Source organism: Borreliella valaisiana VS116, assembly GCF_000170955.2.
Classification (GTDB): Bacteria; Spirochaetota; Spirochaetia; order Borreliales; family Borreliaceae; genus Borreliella; species Borreliella valaisiana.
In genome coordinates, this window is record NZ_ABCY02000001.1 from 250,426 (window position 1) to 270,747 (window position 20,322).

Below are 20,322 nucleotides of genomic sequence, written 5' to 3' on the forward strand. Positions count from 1 at the left end.
AATATTTTAAATGTTTTAAACTTAATTCACATTAGTAAATTCACAAGCAAGCCTTGAATCTCTTCAATGCTATCTAACAGTTTAATTTGGGTCATCTGATTTTGTAAAACAGAATAAGCAAGTTTGTCCAACTTGTCGTTAATAATCTTAATAATTCTATACTTGGGTCGCTTAGGATCTCCCAAGCGACCCCCTTTTTGTTCTTTCAAACAAACAGAAGATGATATAATAATGGATAAAAATTCTGAAATAACTTTTTTGTAAAAAATCACATTTTGTCTGGAAGGCTCGCTCAAAAGCCTCTCGCCAATCTCGTTAATTCCATCTAACATATTTTTAATCAAATCAAGATTAAATTCACCATTTTCAAGCAAAATAAAATGCTTATTCTCTTTAACACTTTCAATCTCAAACACCGAAGAAAAAACATTACCCTTATCAGAAAATACTTTTTTGCCACCTTTTTTATAATCTTTTGAATTAAGATTTAATGCTCCAGCAATTAAATTATTTATTTTCATCTACTTTATTCATAACACTTGAAAAGTATTTATCGTCTTCACCTTCTAAAGGTTGAAAAGATCTTTTTTCTTCTTGATATTCTTTATTAATTTCAATTAAAAGGTCTTCATTAACTTTATAAGAACCAGTATAAAAAAATGTATTTCTTTCAGGGGCTCTAAGATACTCAGCGCCAATATCCATATACCCATCAATAATAGCGCCCTCTTCAACTTCAATAGACTTACAAGAAATATTCCCAATAACACATCCCGATGCAAATATTTTAATCTTGCTTTTAGCATAAATATTGCCCACAACCATTCCGGAAATAACAAGTTCATTAGCATCAATACTAGACTTAACTCTTCCACTCTCTCCAATAATTACTCTTTTAGTAGAACTAATAGTGCCCATAAAATCGCCATCAAGTCGAATAAAATTATTTGAAACTAAGTCTCCTTTAAAAAAATCACCAACACCCACTATTGTTTTTATTTCATCAAAAATAAACACAGGTGACGCTTTTCTTTCTTTTTTTACAGTCAAAAAATTTAACATCTATTTTGAAGCTCCTGTTGCTAAATTTAAATACATATCGGGATTAATAACTTGAGAACCTACACGAACCTCATAATGAACATGCGGACCTGTTGCATAGCCTGTCTGTCCCATAAATCCAATTATTTGCCCCTTTTTAACATAAGACCCTTTAGAAGTATTAAGGCGAGACATATGTGCATAAAGAGTAGCAAGCCCATACTTATGCTTAAGTTGAACAAAATTACCATAGCCTGCTGATTGATAACTTGCCCTAACAACCTCCCCATCAGCAGTTGCAACAATAGGAGTTCCAATTCTAACCCCCCCAAGATCTATACCTTTGTGAATGTACCACTGCCTAGTAAAAGGTTCAATAGCAGGACCAAAATGCAAAGTAATAATTCCAGATCCACCTGCAAGAGGCCATAGAGAAGGAATATCATTTAAAAGCTTATCCTGAGCATGCAAAACCTTAACTATGCTTTTAAGAGGGGGAATTGAACTTTCTATTTTACTTTTAATATTTTTAAGATCGCTAAGCTCTTTTATTGAATTAGCTTCTAAAATTTGCAAATCAATAAAATCAGAAAGATCTCCATCTAATTTATTCTTATTTAAATCAACACCATTAGAATTAATTTTTAAAGAAGTTTTAAGCTCATCTAAAATTTTAGAAAAATTTTTTGCAACAGAATTAATTTCCACAACTGTATTTCTAAAATCTTCAATCTCAGATTCTGCTAAAGAGTAATTTTTTTCTGTAGATTTCACAATTGATGAGAGAGTAACATAATTGACAGCAAGCAAAACAAACCCTATAAAACCACCTAAAAAAAAAGTAGAAAAGAAAAATAAAGTCAAGAAAGAAATTTTAATATTTTTTACATTCCCTTTAACATGGGGAATAATCATAAAGCTAATATTTTGCTTTAAAAAAGAACGTATAACTTTAAGGGCTATAAACAAAGAATTATAAATAACCAAAAAAAACTTGAGAATTCCTTTGAAACCTAAAATAATTTTAAATTTAATTCTTTTCTTCATAAGAAACCTTACCAAAATTACCACGCTCAAACAAAAAAATTAATTTTAATATCTTAAACAAAAATCCAAATTTTTCGATAAAAACCTAGTACAAAAATACACATAATTAAAGAAAATAATACTTAAAGCCAATATAATTATACAATTAAACTCACAAATACTTTATTATTATATAAATGAAAACACTATTTTTTGCAACAACAAATGAAAATAAAATAAATGAAGTAAAAAATATATTAAATATACCTAATTTAAATTTAATAGTCCCTCAAAATTTTAACATAAAAGAAACAGGAAAAACATTTAAAGAAAACTCTTTACTTAAAGCAAAAGCACTGTTTGAAATTTTAAATAAAAATCAAAATGTTTTTGGAGAAGACTCTGGATTGTGCATCGAAGCACTAAACTTGGAACCTGGGATTTACTCCAAAAGATATGACATTTATAAGCTAAGTAAAAAATTAAGCACTAATGAAAAAAATCAATTTATTTTAGACTTAATGAAAAATGAAAAAAACAGAAATGCATATTTTATATGCAACATAAGTTATATATCAAAAAATAGACAAATATCAAATTTTGAAGGAATTCTTAAGGGAAAAATTGCATTAAGCTTAAATGACAATAAAAACTATGGCTTTGGTTATGACTCAATATTTTTAACCAAAAATAATAAAAAGCTTAGCGATCTAAAACTTGAAGAAAAAAACAAAATATCCCATCGAGGAATAGCATTTCTAAAATTTAAAAAATTTTTATTAGAATCTTTATTCAATAGTTAAACTTAAAATCTTTTTATATATAAAGTTTAGACTTTATTGTAAAATAAAAAGCATAATGTTTATAAAATTTCAATGTACTATTTCTTTCCAAACAATGAAAAAAGGAAGAGGAGATTTTAGTGATAAATAGAAATGAAATCAATGAGAATGATAAATGGGATTTATCTTTTCTATTTGCAAATGAAGAAGAATATGCAGAAGCAATAAATGCTATTGAAATCAAAACCAAAGAATTTAACAAATATGAAAAATTGGAATTAAATTTTGATTTGTTTAAAGAAATTTTAAATAAATACTATGAAATTATGGAAGATTTAGAGAAAGTCTCTTACTATGCAATGCTTAAATTAGAAACAGATGTAACAAACAAGGATTCAAATAAAATATATTCTATATGCGTCAATTTAACTACAAAAGTATCTAATACTACCTCATTCTTCATGCCCAAAATACTAAAAACAGATGCAAAAAAAATTCAAGATTGGATAAATGAACCAGAGCTTGAGGAGAAAAAAATTGCAATTGAAAAAATATTAAGAGAAAAAAACCATATTTTAAGCGAACAAGAAGAAGAAATACTTGCTAACTACACCCCTCTTTACTCATCTTATCAAAATATATTTTCAGCATTAACAAATGCTGATATGGAATTCGGAGAAATTAATGGACATCCTTTAACCAATTCTACCTACACACTATTTTTACAAAACGAAGACCAAAAAATACGAAAAGAAGCTTTTTTAAAATTTTATCAAAAATACAAAAACAATGAAAATACACTTGCTAATCTTATTATTTCAGACCTTAAGAAGAATCACTTCATTGCAAAGACAAGAAAATTTCAAAATACTTTTTCAATGCAACTCTTTTCAAATAATATTGACAAAAAGGTTTATACAAATTTAATCGAAACTGTCAATGAAAATTTATCTGCGCTTAATGATTATTATGAATTTAGAAAAAAAGTTTTAAACCAAGAAAATTTATATCACTATGATGTTTATGTCCCATTAACAAAAGGAATAACATTTAAAAATTCGTTCGAAGAAGCTTGTGAAAAAATATTAAAATCTTTAGAGATATTGGGAAATGAATATACAGAAATTTTAAGAAACGGTCTTTTAAAAGAAAGATGGGTTGATAAATACGAGAATACTGGAAAAAGATCGGGAGCTTTTAGCGCTGGATCATACAATGGAAAACCTTATATACTTCTTAATTACAAAGACGAATCAATAAGAGACATGTTTACACTTGCACACGAAGCAGGACATTCAATGCACTCTTACTTTAGCATAAAAAACAACCCATTTCCACACTACAACTATTCTATTTTTGAAGCAGAAATAGCATCAATAATCAACGAACAAATATTAGCAGAATATTTACTTAAAAATGAAACCGATACTAACAAAATAAAATATATAAAACTCACACAAATTGACGATATGATTTCAACATTCTTCCGACAAACAATGTTTGCCGAATTTGAGTACATTATTCATGAAATGATTAGCAAAGAAGAACCTATAGTAAAAGAAACGCTAACAGAAACTTATATGAATTTGCTAAAAAAATACTTTGGACCTAGTCTAAAATTTAATGAATTAAGTTCGCTTGAATGCCTTAGAATTCCTCACTTTTATTCACCCTTTTATGTGTATCAATATGCTACAGGCATTGCAGCCGCGCTATCAATATACAAAGATATTAAAGAAAATAAAAAAAATGCAGTAGCAAATTATATAAAATTTTTAAAAACAGGTGGTTCTAAATATCCATTAGATTCCTTAAATATTACCGGAGTAGATTTAACAAAAAAAGAAACAATAGAAAACACTATTAATATTTTCAAATGTAGACTCGAAGAGATAAAGAAAATATTCCAATAAAAGGAGATTTACTGTGAAAAATATCAATTTGATTTTAGCTTGGCTTGTGCATATTTTTACAGCATCTGGATTGATTGTAGGACTTTACTCAATAATTTCAATTATAAATGGCAACTATTCTCTTCTTTTAAAGTTAACAATAATAGGACTTATAATAGATGGAATTGATGGAACTATGGCAAGAAAGCTTAGGGTAAAAGAATTAATACCTAAAATTGATGGAACTCTGCTTGATAACATTACAGACTACATAAACTACACATTCATACCCGTTATATTTTTTTATTTAGGAGAATTCATTGAGGAAAAATATAAAGTCGCCATTTGCATTGGAATCTTACTCTCATCAGCATACCAATTCTCAAGAACAGATGCAAAAACAAATGATGACTACTTTAGAGGATTTCCTTCTCTATGGAATGTATTTGTAATATTAAACATAATCTTTAAAATAGAGCAAACAACAAATCTTATTATGATATCAATATGCATTATTACAAGCTTTATCCCAATGAAATTTATTTACCCGTCAAAAACTAAAGAATTACGGAAAATTACTCTACCAATAACAATAATAAGTTGTCTAATATTTATTGTATCAATATTTTTAGAATTATCCACAACAGCGTTAAAAATAGCAAAAACAGTTCTTATACTTTACTTTACATATTTAACTTTAGCAAGCATATATTTAACCTATACAACAAGAAATAGATGACAACAATGTATATAAACAAAATAATAGAATCTATTGATTCAAACATAGCTTATTCCCCAATAGTATTTTTTTCTTTGTTAATTTTAGCAGGGCTTAATGTTCCCATTTCCGAAGATGCAATAGTATTAATGGGCGGAATTTTATCTAGTCGAAAAAATGAATACACTATATTAATATTTTTAGGAATTTTTTGGGGAGCCTATCTTGGGGACATAATATCTTTTTACATTGGAAAATTAATGGGAAATAAATTGTTTAAAAATAAAAAAGTCAATAACTTGCTTGACAAAATAAATTATTATTACGGTCAATACGGGGTATTGACTTTATTTATAGGAAGGTTTATACCCTTTGGGGTTAGAAACGCAATATTTATATCAGCAGGAATGGGAAATATGAAATCCAATCTATTTATTGTTTCTGACTTTTTTGCAACCTTACTCTCAATAATAGTTTACTTTACTCTAAGCTTTAAACTAGGACAATCATTTGAAATAATATTTTCAAAAATAAAAATAATTATATTTACAATATTTATTACCGTAATTACAACAACAATAATAATCTGCGTAATTAAAAAAAATAAAAAAGTTGACAAAAATTTAAAATAAAAAATATAATGGTTAATAATGCTGTGGTGGTGGAAGTGGTAGACACGCTAGCTTGAGGGGCTAGTGGGCGTAAGCCCATGCTGGTTCAAGTCCAGTTCACAGCATAAAAATTGTTAGTAGCTTATTAAATTAAAATTAACAAAAATGTGATCTAAAAGTGTAATAGAAAATAAATTATTTTGTAGATTAGTTTTCAAGAGGCCAAATGTCTAAATACGAATTCATAAAAATTGAAAAAAAATGGCAAGAGTTTTGGGATAATAACAAAACATACAAAGTAGACGAAGATCCAAGCATACCCAAAGAAAAAAGATTATACATACTCGACATGTTCCCCTATCCTTCTGCCAACGGACTCCATGTTGGCCATCCAGAAGGATACACAGCTACCGACATATTTGGAAGATATAAGCTTTTGAATGGATTTCATGTACTTCACCCAATAGGATTTGATAGTTTTGGACTTCCTGCTGAAAATTATGCAATACAAACAGGAACTCATCCTCAAAAAAGTACGGAAGAAAATATTAATAAATTTAAAAGACAAATAAAAGCTTTGGGATTTGCCTATGATTGGGACCGAGAAATTAGAACACATGACGAGAATTACTATAAATGGACACAGTGGATTTTTTTGCAATTATATAAAAAGGGTCTAGCTTATGCAAAAGAAATGCCTGTATGGTATTGTCCTGAACTTGGAACAGTATTAGCAAATGAAGAGATTATTCAAACTCCAAATGGACCAAAATCTGAGAGAGGATTTCACAACGTAGAAAAAAAATATTTAAGACAATGGGTTTTAAAAATTACAAAGTATGCTGAAAGATTGTTAAACGACCTTGAAGAATTAGAATGGCCTGAATCTGTAAAAGAAATGCAGCGAAATTGGATTGGCAAATCAACAGGAATTGAAATCGATTTTGAAATTGAAGGTTACAATGAAAAAATCAAAGTCTTTACAACAAGACCAGACACAATATTTGGTATCACATATCTAGTAATAGCACCAGAAAATAAACTAATAGAAAAAATAACAAAAAATAACTTTAAAAAAAATGTCCTAAAATATGTAAAGCACGAAGAACTCAAAAGTGATCTTAAAAGGACCTCTCTTGAAAAAGATAAATCGGGAGTTTTTACAGGATCTTATGCATTTCACCCAATAACAAACGAAAGAATTCCAATTTGGGTTGGAAGCTACGTACTAGGAACTTATGGCAGTGGGGCTGTAATGGGTGTTCCGGCGCATGATGAGAGAGACTTTCAATTTGCTAAAAAGTATAAATTAAAAATTTTACCTGTAATATCAAAATCAGGGGAAAATGAAATATTAGAAAAAGCATTTATTGATGATGGAATTTCAATAAATTCTCCTAGTGAATTTAATAATCTTAAAAATTCTGAAGTAAAAGATAAAGTAATCGAATGGCTTACTAAAAACAACAAAGGAAAAGAAAAAGTTACCTATAAGCTTAGAGATTGGATTTTTTCAAGACAAAGATATTGGGGAGAGCCTATACCCATTTTGTTTGATAAGCTTGGAAATACAATACCTTTAGAAGAAAACGATCTTCCCTTAAAGCTTCCAAAAACCGCAAACTATGAGCCTTCTGTAACAGGAGAATCTCCTTTATCAAGGATTAAAGATTGGGTAAAAGTAAAAGATACGGATTTTACAAGAGAAACAAACACGATGCCTCAATGGGCAGGCTCTTGTTGGTATTATTTAAGATACCTAGACCCAAAAAACCCAAAAGAATTTGCAAGTAAAAAAAAAATTGAATATTGGATGCCGGTTGACCTATACATAGGTGGAGCCGAGCATACAGTATTACATCTACTTTATTCAAGGTTTTGGCATAAGGTCCTTTATGATCTAGGATATGTAAATACCAAAGAACCTTTTAAAAAACTAATAAATCAAGGCATAATAACAGCATTTTCTTATCAAAAAGAAAATGGGAGTTTAATACCCAATGACCAAGTTATAGAAAAAGACAATAAATTTTTTGACAAAAAAGATAATAAAGAAGTAACCCAAGTAATTGCCAAAATGTCAAAATCTTTAAAGAACGTAATAAACCCAGACACCATTATTAAGGAATTTGGAGCAGACTCAATAAGGATTTATGAAATGTTTATGGGACCACTAACAGATTCTAAACCTTGGAACACTAAAGGAATTATTGGTGTTTTTAGATTTTTAAACAAAATTTGGAGCTTAAAAGAAAAAGAACTATCAAAAGACAATCCTCCAAAGGAAATAATATCTCAACTACATAAAGTAATAAAAAAAGTCACAGAAGACACAGAAAAACTAAATTTTAACACAGCAATCTCTGCCATGATGATATTTATAAATGAGATTCTAAAGTATGAAAAAAATTATTTAAATATATTCAAACCATTTATCATTATTTTATCCCCATATGCACCCCATTTAGCAGAAGAGCTATGGGAATACATTGGAGAACCCCCTAGTTTATTCAAAAATTCAAAATGGCCAAAATTTGATGAAAACCTTATTATTAAAGAAACAAAAGAAATTGTCTTACAAATAAATGGAAAAATAAAAGACAAAATTTTACTAAACAAAGAGATAGATGAAGAAGAACTAAAAGAAATAGCAATGAAAAATAGCAAAATAAAACCAAGCTTATTTAATAAAAAAATAGTAAAAATAATTGTAATTAAAAACAAGCTTGTCAACATAGTGACAAAATAAAAAGAGGCATAATATGGACTTTGAAAGTCTAAGCATTAAATATAAAGGAATTATATTTACAATATTTATATTAATTACTATTTTTTTAGGATTTTTTTTAAAAAATCTTAAATTCGATGCAAACATCTTAAAACTTATTCCCAAGACTAAAGAAACTGAAAGCTTAATAGACATTGACAAAAGCAATTCACTTTTATCTACAATAGTAATATTTCAAGATAAAAAAAATATTTTCAATAAAAAAAATTTTGAAATAATAAACAGTGTAATCAATGAAATAACCAAAATTTTAAAAGTATCTCCGAATGCCGTTACAAGCATATTTTCTTATTTTCCGCAATTTAAAAAAGAAACCTACACAGATAAAGATATAGAAGAAATAAAAAATAAAATAAAGTCAACTCCATTTGTAAAAAACACATTCTTAGGCAACTCAGAAAATTTAATATACTTCATAATAATCCCATCAGAAAGTGATAAAATCAATTTCAGTAGAAATTTAAAAACCGAACTGGATGAAATGGAGAAAACAATTAAAAAACATGAAACAAACGACCTAAAGTTGTATCTTACAGGAGATTTAATAGTAAGAGAAAAAATATTAAACTACATGGTTGAAGACTTCAAGATCTTAGGCCCACTTGCTACTTTTGTAGTAATAATTTCACTTTATCTTATTATAAAAAATCTAATTGGTGCATTAATTCCTATTTTTATTGCCTTATTATCATTAATTTGGACTTTTGGAATTAAAGGACTTGTACAATCCCCCATTACGGTACCCGAAACTTCAATGATTGTTTTACTTATTTCAATCGGATGCGCTAATGCTGTACACATAATAAATGGAATATTTAAATTAATAAAAAAAGAACAACTCTCAACAGAATCAATAAAAACAACAATTAAAAAACTTAAAACACCTATTCTGCTAACATCTCTTACAACTGCATTTGGATTCTTATCTCTTACAACCTCTTCAATTAATGCTTACAAAACAATGGGTATTTTCATGTCAATTGGGGTAATTATATCAATGACAATCTCATTAACCGTTTTACCTGGAATAATAACATTAATCCCATTTGCAAAAAAAAAGTCTCTTGAAAAACAAAGAGAAAATAAACTACATAAAATATTTTTCCTTGAAAGACTTGCCAAACTAAATACACAAATAACAAAGTCTATATTAAAAAGAAAATATACATCCTCCATAATAGTCCTCATCATACTAGGAATTTCTATTGCGGGTCTTTTAAAGATCGAAATCAATTTTGATGAAAAAGATTACTTTAAAGAAACTACAAATGTAAAAAAAACATTAAATCTAATGCAAAAAGAAATGGGGGGAATATCAATTTTCAAAATAGAACTTGAAGGTAAACCTGGTGAATTTAAAAATGCTAAAGCAATGCAAACCTTAGATTTAATTACAGATAAGCTTGATGCATTTTCCTCAAAAACTCAATCCAGCTCTATTAATGGAATTTTAAAATTTACAAATTTTAAAATTAAAAAAGAATCCCCACTAGAGTACAAACTACCTGAAAACAAAACTATACTAAACAAACTAATAAATTTAATAGATAGAAGCGATTGGACTAAAGACAATAAAAAAATGTATATTAATGATGATTGGTCATTAATATCTATTATAGTAAGAATTGAAGACAATTCAACCGAAGGAATAAAAAAATTTGAAAAATATGCTATTAAAACAATTAATGAACATATGGAAAATAGTAAATATCATTTCTCAGGAGTATATGATAAGGTATTAATAGCTAAAACAATGGTAAGAGAGCAGATTGTAAACATTATAACAACTCTTGGATCAATAACACTATTACTTATGTTTTTCTTTAAATCTATAAAAACCGGAATAATTATTGCAATCCCAGTGGCGTGGTCAGTGTTTTTAAATTTTGCTGTAATGAGATTATTTGGGATAACCTTAAACCCCGCAACAGCAACAATTGCATCTGTAAGCATGGGAGTAGGAGTAGATTATTCAATCCATTTTTTCAACACATTTATTTTGAAATACCGAAAAAATCAAATCTATAAAACTGCACTTCTTGAATCAATACCAAGTGTATTTAATGGAATATTTGCAAATTCCATTTCTGTTGGAATAGGATTTTTAACACTAACATTTTCGGCCTATAAAATAATATCAACCCTTGGTGCAATAATTGCTTTTACAATGCTAACAACATCTCTTGCATCGCTAACTCTTCTTCCATTATTAATTCATTTATTTAAACCTAGAGTTAAACTAGCCACAAACAACAATTTTAAAAAATTAAAACAATAATTTAATGACCTCGCGCATATTATCCACAAGATAAAAATTAATACCATTCTTAATGTTAATAGGAATCTCTTCTAAGTCCACTTTATTTGCCCGGGGAACAATAATGTGTTCTACACCACTACGCTTTGCTGCAATTATTTTTTCTCTAAGGCCCCCTATCATCATTACATTCCCAGTAAGAGAAAGTTCTCCTGTCATAGCCAAATGGGGCCTAACAACCTTATTAAGAGCAAGAGAAATAAAAGCACTAGCTATTGTAATTCCTGCAGAAGGCCCATCTTTTGGAGTAGCTCCTTCTGGAATATGTAAATGAATAATATTTTTTTCAAAAAAGGATTTGCTAATACTTAGATCTCCTTTAATACTATTAACATAAGTATAGGCAATATTAGCAGATTCCTTCATTACGTCTCCAAGCCTACCTGTCAATTTAATTCCACCTACCTTGGACTCTGTCTTTACAGTCTCAATTATTAAGGTCGAACCTCCATAATTTGTCCAAGCAAGACCCATTACCATCCCAGAATACATAGCATTAGGCATGCTTTCCTTTCTAAAAACAGGTACACCAACATATTCTTCTAGATTATCATTAGAAATTTGATAGGATTTGACCTCAGTATTCTCAATAAGCTTTCTTGCAACCTTTCGTACAATTTTGTTTAAATATTTTTCAAAATTTCTTACCCCATTATCTCTTGCATACTCTTGCGCAATTTGAACAAGAGCTGAACTTTGAAATTTTAAAGAATCTTTATCAACTCCGTTTTCACTTAAAACTTTAGGAATTAAATACTTTCTTGCAATCTCTATTTTTTCGTTATCAACATATCCAGAAACTTCAATAACCTCCATTCTATTTAACAAAGGTCTTGGTATTGTTTCAACAGAATTAGCAGTTAAAATAAAAAATACATTCGAAATATCAAAAGGAAGGTCAAGATAATGATCTCTAAATTTAACATTCTGCTCGGGGTCTAAAACTTCAAGAAGAACTGAAAAAGGATCCCCATAATTTGAAGCAGAAATTTTATCCACCTCATCAATTAAAAAAACAGGAGAATTTGTCTTAGTAATTCTTAAGCCTTGAATAATTTTGCCAGGCAGAGCCCCAACATAAGTTCTTCTGTGCCCTTTAATCTCTGATTCATCGCGCATTCCACCAACAGAAAATCTAAAAAACTTAGTGCGCAAAACTTTTGCAATAGCTGCCCCAATAGAAGTTTTCCCCACGCCAGGAGGCCCTACTAAAAGAATAATAGCCCCTTTTTGAGTCTTTCTTAATTTAAGAACAGAAATATATTCAATAATTCTATCCTTAACTTCCGTCATACCGTAATGAGTTTTGTCTAAAATTTTTTTAGATTTTTGCAAATCTAATTTATCAAAATTAATTTTCAAATTTCGCCAAGGAAGCTCAGTAATAAGTTCAAGATAATTTCTAATAACAATATATTCAGCCGAACTTGTCTCAAGAAGTGAAAATTTTTCCAACTCTTTTTCAACGACCTCTAAAGACTCTCCTTTCAAATCTAAAGCCCTTAATTTAGTTTTAAGTTTTTCTAAATCGCTGTTTTTTTTATCACCTATACCAAGTTCAGCTTTAATAGCTTTAAGCTGTTCTTTTAAAAAAAACTCTTTTTGTTGTTTCTCTAATCTCTCTTGAATGCCCTTAGCAATTTTATTTTGAATTTCAATTAAATTAAGCTCTTCATAAATTAGCTCTAAAACTTTTTTAAGCCTATCTTTTACATTCAAAGTTTCAAGAACTATTTGATGATCATTTTTTGAAGATGAAATAGTACTGGCCACAATATCACATAATTTACCCTTATCTTCAATATTAACCATATTTAATTGAACTTCCGGCATTTTTCTATGTGAAAATATCTCTTTGGTTCTAAGCAAAATACTACTGTAAATTGCTTTTGATTGAATATCATCTTTTCTAACTGGAATTTGTTTTAAATAATCAATTTCAATTATGGGAAACTTATCATTAAGAACAACTTTAATAAATTTAATCCTATCAAAAGTTGAAACAAATATATTGTAACCACCATCTGGAAGATTAATTTTCTTTATTATCTTTCCAGTAACTCCAACAGAATAAATATCTTTACTATAATCAATAATTAATTTCTGTTGAGCATTATTATTGTTTTTTCCTAAAAATTTATCATTTAAAACAAACAAAGCAATGATTCCATTCCCTTTCATAGCGTAATCAATTGCTTTCATGTCAGAATCAGAGATTATAACAATTGGAATAAACATCCCGGGGAAAACTGGATGGGAAGGAACCGCTATTAAAGGAACTCTTGCGGGTTTATTAGAATGAGGCAAAATCCCAGCTACAGCTTTTTCTTTCTTTTTATCTCCCACCTTAGCTTTTTTAAATTCATCCATAAAATTTGAAATCTCCTAAGTTAATTATAACAAAACAAATATTTTATGGAAATTCATTTAATAATATTTTTTTTTATTATAAAATAATAAAATGAGAATTTGCACAGTTAAAATTATAACCCTAAATTTATATTGTGGTAAAAATTACAATCTACTAAAGCTTCACCATTCAATAATAAAAACACAATGACTACTAATTAAAATTAATAATTAATCTATGGTGAAATTAGTAAAGAAGAATCCTTAAAAAATCGATTAAAAAAATAAATTCTAGAGAAGTAAATGAAAATTTGGAAACAAAAAGTAATTAATATACAACCTGAAGAATTATCTCGCATTGTTAAACAATATAATATCAATCATTTTGAAGCAACTTTGCTTATAAATCGAGAAATCAAAGAAGAAGATTTCATGTTTTTCCTCGAAGACAGCGTAAATTTACTGCACAACCCATTTTTATTAAAAAATATAGATAAATTTATAAACAGAATTAATAAAGCAATTAAAGAGAATGAAAACATATTAATCTTTGGAGATAAAGATGCTGATGGAATCACAGCAACAATAATAATGTATGAAACTCTTAAAGATTTTGGACTTAATGTTAGCTATAAAATACCTTCAAATGGAGAATTTTATGGACTTTCAAACGAATTAATTAACATGGCTTTAGAAAAAAAAATCTCTTTAATAATAACTGTTGATAATGGTATCTCTAGTATTGAAGAAATAAACTATGCAAATTCAAAAGGAATAGAAATAATAATCACAGACCACCACCTTCCAAGCGAAGATTTTCAAACTGAAAGCATAGTTATAAATCCTCATCTAAAAGATGACAAATATCCATTCAAAGAAATAGCGGGATGTTGCGTAAGTTTTAAAACTTGTCTTGCTCTTAGCATGTCCTTCACAGATCTTTATTCTAAAAACCTTGTATTTTTATTTTTAGAAAAAACAGACAGTGAAATTATTCTTCATGCAGTAGAAATAAACAACTATACTTTAAAACAATATCTAAGATTAAATAATAAGAATGACTCTTTAATCAACTTAAACAAACTGGAAAAATTTGTACAAAACAAATATATAGTAATCTTTAACAAAGAAGATCAAGGTCAATTACTAAATAAACACTTCAAAAGAAGCATAAATATGAACACAATTGATATCAGTGAAAATTTCATAAAAAAATACCCAAATTTTAGAAAAAAAACATTAAAAGACTTAATTCAAGCAACTAAGTACTTTAAATATAAAAAAATTGAGATCAAAGACAAGCTTTACTACATATTTTACAATTTAATTTTTGAAATTAATAAAAATTTAATTCAAAAATGTTTAAAAAGACTTAGCTTTGTTGCAATAGGAACAATAGCAGACAATATGCCTATTATTAATGAAAACAGAATAATCCTAAAAGTGGGGCTTAAAGAAATTGCACTAAGAGAAAGAATGCCTATTAATTATCTATTAAAAGATGCAAACATATTAACAAAACCCAATATAACCGCAACGGACATTGCATATAAAATTGCACCAATACTAAACTCAACAGGAAGGCTTGAAAAAGCAGATATTGCAATAAATTTTTTACTAACTAACGACATTAATCAAATAGAAAATAAATTTAAAGAAATAAAAAAAATCAACGAACTGAGAAAATATAAAGAAGAAAAAGCTTGGAATTCACATAGTAAAAATACTATTTTAAAAAACGATAAATTTATAGTCTGCTATGATAAAAATACCCCAAAAGGAATAAGTTCCAGAATTGCAACTAGACTTTCTTCCTACTACCAAAAAGTTGCTATTTTTCTAACAAAGCAAGATAATATTATTAAAGGATCAATTAGGTCAAACAATAAAATTAATTCAAAAGCACTAATATCAATAGTGCCTTCTCATTTAATAATAAATTCAGGAGGACATAAAGCTGCCGCTGGGTTTACATTGCATGAAAATTTACTCGAAAACTTTATTAAAGAATTAGAATATGCAACTACAAAAGTTGAATATGAAACTACTAATGAAAACGAATCAATATCAATAGATGCTATTCTTCCAAAAGATTTAACAAAAGATTCTCTTTTTAAAACAATAGAAATATTTGAACCTTATGGATATGAATTTAGAGAGCCAATATTAATGATGGAAAATGCTTACCTTCAAGAACTCAAAATAATTGACAAAAATCATAGCTCAAAACATATAAATATGCGCATTAAATCACAAAACGATTACTATAAAGCTATTTTTTTTAACGGAACAAAAAAAATAGAAGAATTAAATATAAAAGAAGATCAATATTTAGACATCATTTTTACAGTTAACGAAGATTTTTATTCCCCAAGAGAAAAAATTTTGAAAATCATAGACATAAAAAAGAGTGCTCAAACCAATGTATAAAATACAAAAAACCTTACTTATATTTTACATTCTAGCAATAGAAAATATAAATTCAGAAATAACAAATACTATTCCTAAGGTCCAATATAAAAAAGAGGCATTTCAAGGAGATTACATATACTTTGCAAGCAATGAAAACTTTAAAAAGTTATCACTTTTAAGCACAAATAAAAATCCAATCATAAGCTCTTCCCCATTTAAATTTACAGTAGGAAATAAAATTTACTACATAGCATTTATGGGAATTACACCAATGATAAAAGAAGGCAAAAGAAAAATTCAAATAGAATTCAAAAATAAAAGCTATATCAAAGAAATAGAAATAAAAAAATTCAACTTCAAAAAAACAAAAATTAGTTTTAATAAAGAAAAAGCTAAGCTTATTACCCAAAAAAAATCAACAAAACAAAAAGAACAAGCTTTGACTTTATGGAATATTATTGGTAATATTGGAGATACAACAATATACCACTATGATGCGTTAGTCAAACCAATAAAAGATCAATACGTTATAACAAGTCACTATGGAGATTTAAGGCTTTACATGTATGGTAATAAAAAAATTTCAAATTATACAATGCACAACGGAATTGATTATGCCCCATTTAAAAGAGAAAATACTCCAATTTTTGCTGCTGGCAAAGGAAAAATTGTATTTGCACGAAATAGAGAACTAACGGGCAATACCCTTATAATACAACATTTACCGGGTGTATTTACAATTTACCTTCACCTCTCAAAATTAGAAATAGGTGAAAATAAAATAGTTAGTGCTGGCGAATACATTGGACATACCGGAAATACGGGCCTCTCAACAGGTCCTCATTTACACTTTGAAGTAAGAATTAATGGCATAGCAATAAATCCAGATTTCCTTTTAAATGGCATGCTTATTGACAAAAATAAAATAATAAATAATATTAAAAGAATAGAGTAAAAGGAGGTGATTTTTTGGTAACAGTCACTGTGGACAAAAATGAAAATCTTGAAAAAGCATTGAAACGTTTTAAAAGAATGATTGAAAAAGAAGCAATTATTCGCGAATGGAAAAGAAGAGAATACTATGAAAAACCATCCACAATCCGTGTTAAAAAGGAAAAAGCTTTTAAAAGAAAACAAGCAAAAAAAGTTAGAAAATTAAAACAAAAAACTAATAGATAGAATGAGTAGATAACAAGAGATGTTCAAACGGATATCTCTTTATTTTAAATTAATACCTCTCTTGGTTTTGATCCATTAACAGGTCCTACATATCCCATATCTTCCATAATTTCAATAATTCGAGCTGCTCTGTTGTAACCTATCTTTAACCTTCTTTGTAAATAAGATGCCGATGCTTTTCTTGTAGTTTTAACAATCTCAAGAGCTTCATCAAACATTGGCTCATCAGAAGGACCAAGAGCAACTAAATCTGGTTCTTTTGCACTATCAATAAATATTTCATCATCAATATAATTTGGAGAACCAAATTTTTTGACCTCTTCAACAAGTCTGTAAACTTCTCTTTCCTTTAAAAATCCACCCTGAATTCTTTGAGGGAAAGGATTTAAAGAGCTAATATAAAGCATATCCCCCTTTCCTAAAAGCTTTTCAGCGCCAGAAGATCCAAGAATTATTCTAGAATCCATAGAGCTTGCTACCATAAAAGAAATCCTTGAGGGGAAATTGGCTTTTATTACTCCCGTAATAACGTCAACTGAAGGTCTTTGAGTTGCAAGAACCAAATGAATCCCCACAGCTCTAGCCATTGCAGCAAGTCTAGAAATTAAATTTTCCAAATCTTTTCTTGCAGAAAGAATAAGATCTGCAAATTCATCAATAATTATTACAAGATATGGCAAAACCATTAAATTCAAATTCTCATCTTTTACCTTTTTATTGTAAGAAGAAATATCTCTTACCAATAAATTATCAAGGAGCACATATCTTCTCTCCATTTCATCAAGACACCATCTAAGAGCTTCTAAAGCTCTCTTTACATCTGTAATAACTGGAGTTAATAAATGGGGAATATCATTGAAAAGTTTAAGCTCAACTATTTTGGGATCTATCATAATTAATTTCACTTCATCTGGTGATTTTGAAAAAATAATTGAAGCAATTAAAGAATTTACACAAACCGATTTACCTGCTCCAGTTGCACCAGCTATTAATAAATGTGGAGAATTAACAAGGTCAAAAACAATATTTTCGCCACTAATCTCTTTTCCAAGAGCAAAAGGAATTCTAAAATCACCCCTAAATTCTTTACTGTCTATTATTTCTGAAATTAAAATAAACTCTCGTCTTTTATTAGGAATTTCAATTCCTACAGCTTCTCTGCCAGGAATTGGAGCAATAATCCTAACCCTAATGGCTGCAAGTCTTAAGGCAATATTATCAGAAATAGAAGTAATCTTAGAAAGCTTAATTCCCTTATCCGGACGAACAGCATACATTGTCACAACAGGCCCTTTAATAATATCAATTAATTTAGCATTAATATTAAACTCTTTTAATGTCTCCTGGAGAATCATTGATTGCTTTTGAATTTCTTTCTCATATTCAATATCCTCTACATCATTTTTAACCTCTTTCTGGTCAAAAACTGAAATATCAATAACGTAAGAATCGTCTTTTTTATTCAAAACTACATTTTCGTTATAAACATGAGGAATAGCAACTTGACTAATTATGCCTTTGGTCCTTATCTCACCAGCCTTAACCTTTCCACTAATAATTAACTTATTATCTTCAAGATTGTCCAAATATTTATATTCACAAAATTCATCAATTTCATCTGTATTTAAAGCATTATCATTTGAAGTCTCCTTATTTAAAGAGCTTTCTTCTCTGGAATCTGAGCCTTCAAAAACAGTTTTGGCTAAATTAACATTAGAAGGCTTTTTGTTGCTCCTTAAAAACGCACTAAATGACCATAAAGCTTGATATTCCTCATCATTAATAATATTTTGTTTCTCATCAAAAACTTGAGAATTTTTTAAATCCTCTGAAAAATCTCCATAAACTTTAATATCTTTTTTTACATCCAATGAATTTGAAAAGGGGAAATAACTTAATATATTTTCAAACAAAATTTTAATCTTAAACTCTAAAAATTTAAAAGCATCTAAAATAAAATTAACATCTTTGAAAAAGACATAATTCAAATACATCCAAACAACAAATTCTAAAATTAAAAGAATAAAAATAAAAAAATTTCCCAATATTATGCCAAAATTACTAAGGAATATCTTAATAAGATAAGATTTTTCAACATTAGAATTAATTTTTATTAAAAATATTAAAGTAAAAAACAATATTACGGTATAATTCCAATTAAATATAAATCGTTTAGTAAAAATATGCTTTTTGTAAGCATACCAATTAACAAGTGGATAAATTATTAAATAAAATGACAAAAATGAAAAAACATTAAGCAGTATTTGCCCTATTAGGTTGAAAACAAAAAATATAAACATATTGCTTAAAGGGGTCAATGCTACAAAAAGAGAAAAAGAAATGACCGAAAGCATAAAAAAAAACAAAAATTGAAAATACTGATAAAAATCTTTCATATTCTATAAAAAATAACAAACTGTAATTGAAAGTGCAAATAAATATATTGAGAAATAATATAGTTTTTTGTTATTAAGCATTTTAAAAAAGAAATTTATTGAAAAAATGCCAACAACAAAAGCAACCAATCCTCCTAAGTTTATTTCAAAAAAATTTAAAACCATAAAAACATCATAAAATTCTTTATATTTTAATAAAATTGCTCCAAAAACTATTGGGATTAAAGACAAAAATGAAATTTCAAATGCACTTTTTCTATTAAATCCAAGAACCGTCGCAGAAAAAATTGTAATCCCTGAACGAGAGATTCCCGGAAGCGCGCCTAAGCCTTGCATAAGCCCCATAAAAATTCCTACTAACAAAATATTACCTTTAAAATTAATTTTAAAAAAATTAAATTCTAGCATCAAGATTAAAATCCCCGTTATAATAAAATTAATTAAAACAAAAGGCAATGTAAACATTCTCTCGTATTTTGAAATAAAAATTCCAACAATTCCGGTAACAATAGTTATTATTAATATTAGCAACATTAATTTTAAATTTGTTAAATCAGATTTACTAGTTTTTCTTAAAGAAAATCTAATAAAAGTTAAAAAAAGCTCTAAAATTCTTTGACGATAATAAATAATAATCACTAAAACTGTTGCAAGGTGTAAATAAATATCAAATATTATTGGAAGCTTTAAATGCATAAAATGACCAAAAAGCAACAAATGTCCTGAACTAGATATTGGCAAAAACTCTGTAATACCTTGAACAATCCCCAAAATAATTGCACTTAAAATATTTGTCATTAAATGCTCCAAT

15 protein-coding genes and 1 tRNA gene are annotated in these 20,322 nt (G+C 27.9%); 10 read left to right on the forward strand and 6 right to left on the reverse strand.

Going from position 1 to position 20,322, the window contains the following annotated elements; all coding sequences use genetic code 11:
• Positions 1–26: 26 nt before the first annotated feature.
• Genes BVAVS116_RS01205 through BVAVS116_RS01215 form a run of 3 tightly spaced genes read right to left on the reverse strand, consistent with a single transcriptional unit; the run spans position 27 to position 2,088 of the window.
• Complete coding sequence (locus tag BVAVS116_RS01205; protein ID WP_006068765.1) at positions 27–521, reverse strand: YaaR family protein; 495 nt, start codon at positions 519–521, stop codon at positions 27–29.
• Complete coding sequence (locus BVAVS116_RS01210; RefSeq protein ID WP_006068703.1) at positions 508–1,062, reverse strand: bactofilin family protein; 555 nt, start codon at positions 1,060–1,062, stop codon at positions 508–510. Before BVAVS116_RS01210 ends, BVAVS116_RS01205 begins: the two co-directional genes overlap by 14 nt.
• Positions 1,063–2,088, reverse strand: coding sequence for a M23 family metallopeptidase (locus BVAVS116_RS01215; RefSeq protein WP_006068998.1), 1,026 nt, complete (start codon positions 2,086–2,088; stop codon positions 1,063–1,065). It lies immediately after the preceding gene.
• 176 nt (positions 2,089–2,264) lie between these two features.
• On the opposite strand from BVAVS116_RS01215, the gene rdgB reads away from it, so the two are divergent.
• From rdgB to BVAVS116_RS01250, 7 genes are all read left to right on the forward strand, one after another.
• On the forward strand, positions 2,265–2,870 hold the full coding sequence (gene rdgB, locus BVAVS116_RS01220) for an RdgB/HAM1 family non-canonical purine NTP pyrophosphatase (protein ID WP_006068700.1): 606 nt from the start codon (positions 2,265–2,267) through the stop codon (positions 2,868–2,870).
• A 119-nt stretch (positions 2,871–2,989) separates the two neighbouring features.
• Positions 2,990–4,762, forward strand: coding sequence for an oligoendopeptidase F (gene pepF, locus BVAVS116_RS01225; protein ID WP_006068953.1), 1,773 nt, complete (start codon positions 2,990–2,992; stop codon positions 4,760–4,762).
• Positions 4,763–4,775: 13 nt separating this feature from the next.
• Positions 4,776–5,480, forward strand: a complete 705-nt coding sequence (gene pcsA / locus BVAVS116_RS01230) for a phosphatidylcholine synthase (RefSeq protein ID WP_006068618.1) — start codon at positions 4,776–4,778, stop codon at positions 5,478–5,480.
• A complete protein-coding gene (locus tag BVAVS116_RS01235; protein ID WP_095456317.1) occupies positions 5,477–6,091 on the forward strand; it encodes a DedA family protein in 615 nt (204 codons plus the stop codon). Before pcsA ends, BVAVS116_RS01235 begins: the two co-directional genes overlap by 4 nt.
• A 20-nt stretch (positions 6,092–6,111) precedes the next feature.
• Positions 6,112–6,195 (forward strand) — tRNA-Leu (locus BVAVS116_RS01240).
• A 101-nt stretch (positions 6,196–6,296) separates the two neighbouring features.
• The gene (gene leuS / locus BVAVS116_RS01245) at positions 6,297–8,819 is read left to right on the forward strand and encodes a leucine--tRNA ligase (RefSeq protein ID WP_006068380.1); all 2,523 of its coding nucleotides are present in this window, start codon (positions 6,297–6,299) and stop codon (positions 8,817–8,819) included.
• A gap of 13 nt (positions 8,820–8,832) precedes the next feature.
• Positions 8,833–11,136: an efflux RND transporter permease subunit gene (locus tag BVAVS116_RS01250; RefSeq protein WP_006068524.1), complete on the forward strand. Its 2,304-nt coding sequence runs from the start codon at positions 8,833–8,835 to the stop codon at positions 11,134–11,136.
• Here BVAVS116_RS01250 and lon read toward each other — a convergent pair.
• A complete protein-coding gene (gene lon, locus BVAVS116_RS01255; RefSeq protein ID WP_006068495.1) occupies positions 11,125–13,545 on the reverse strand; it encodes an endopeptidase La in 2,421 nt (806 codons plus the stop codon). The genes BVAVS116_RS01250 and lon overlap by 12 nt on opposite strands.
• A 282-nt stretch (positions 13,546–13,827) precedes the next feature.
• On the opposite strand from lon, the gene recJ reads away from it, so the two are divergent.
• From recJ to rpsU, 3 genes are read left to right on the forward strand one after another with little or no spacing between them, the layout of a single operon-like run.
• Positions 13,828–15,954 (forward strand): single-stranded-DNA-specific exonuclease RecJ, encoded by a 2,127-nt coding sequence (recJ, locus tag BVAVS116_RS01260; protein WP_006068754.1) that lies wholly within the window; start codon positions 13,828–13,830, stop codon positions 15,952–15,954.
• Positions 15,947–16,891, forward strand: coding sequence for a M23 family metallopeptidase (locus tag BVAVS116_RS01265; protein ID WP_006068428.1), 945 nt, complete (start codon positions 15,947–15,949; stop codon positions 16,889–16,891). Before recJ ends, BVAVS116_RS01265 begins: the two co-directional genes overlap by 8 nt.
• Before the next feature lie 14 nt (positions 16,892–16,905).
• Positions 16,906–17,115 (forward strand): 30S ribosomal protein S21, encoded by a 210-nt coding sequence (gene rpsU / locus BVAVS116_RS01270; protein WP_002656880.1) that lies wholly within the window; start codon positions 16,906–16,908, stop codon positions 17,113–17,115.
• A gap of 44 nt (positions 17,116–17,159) precedes the next feature.
• Here the strand turns inward: rpsU and BVAVS116_RS01275 are convergent, their stop codons facing one another.
• On the reverse strand, positions 17,160–19,511 hold the full coding sequence (locus tag BVAVS116_RS01275) for a DNA translocase FtsK (RefSeq protein ID WP_006068320.1): 2,352 nt from the start codon (positions 19,509–19,511) through the stop codon (positions 17,160–17,162).
• A 3-nt stretch (positions 19,512–19,514) separates the two neighbouring features.
• A complete protein-coding gene (locus BVAVS116_RS01280; RefSeq protein ID WP_006068279.1) occupies positions 19,515–20,309 on the reverse strand; it encodes an undecaprenyl-diphosphate phosphatase in 795 nt (264 codons plus the stop codon).
• Between the last annotated feature and the right edge of the window lie 13 nt (positions 20,310–20,322).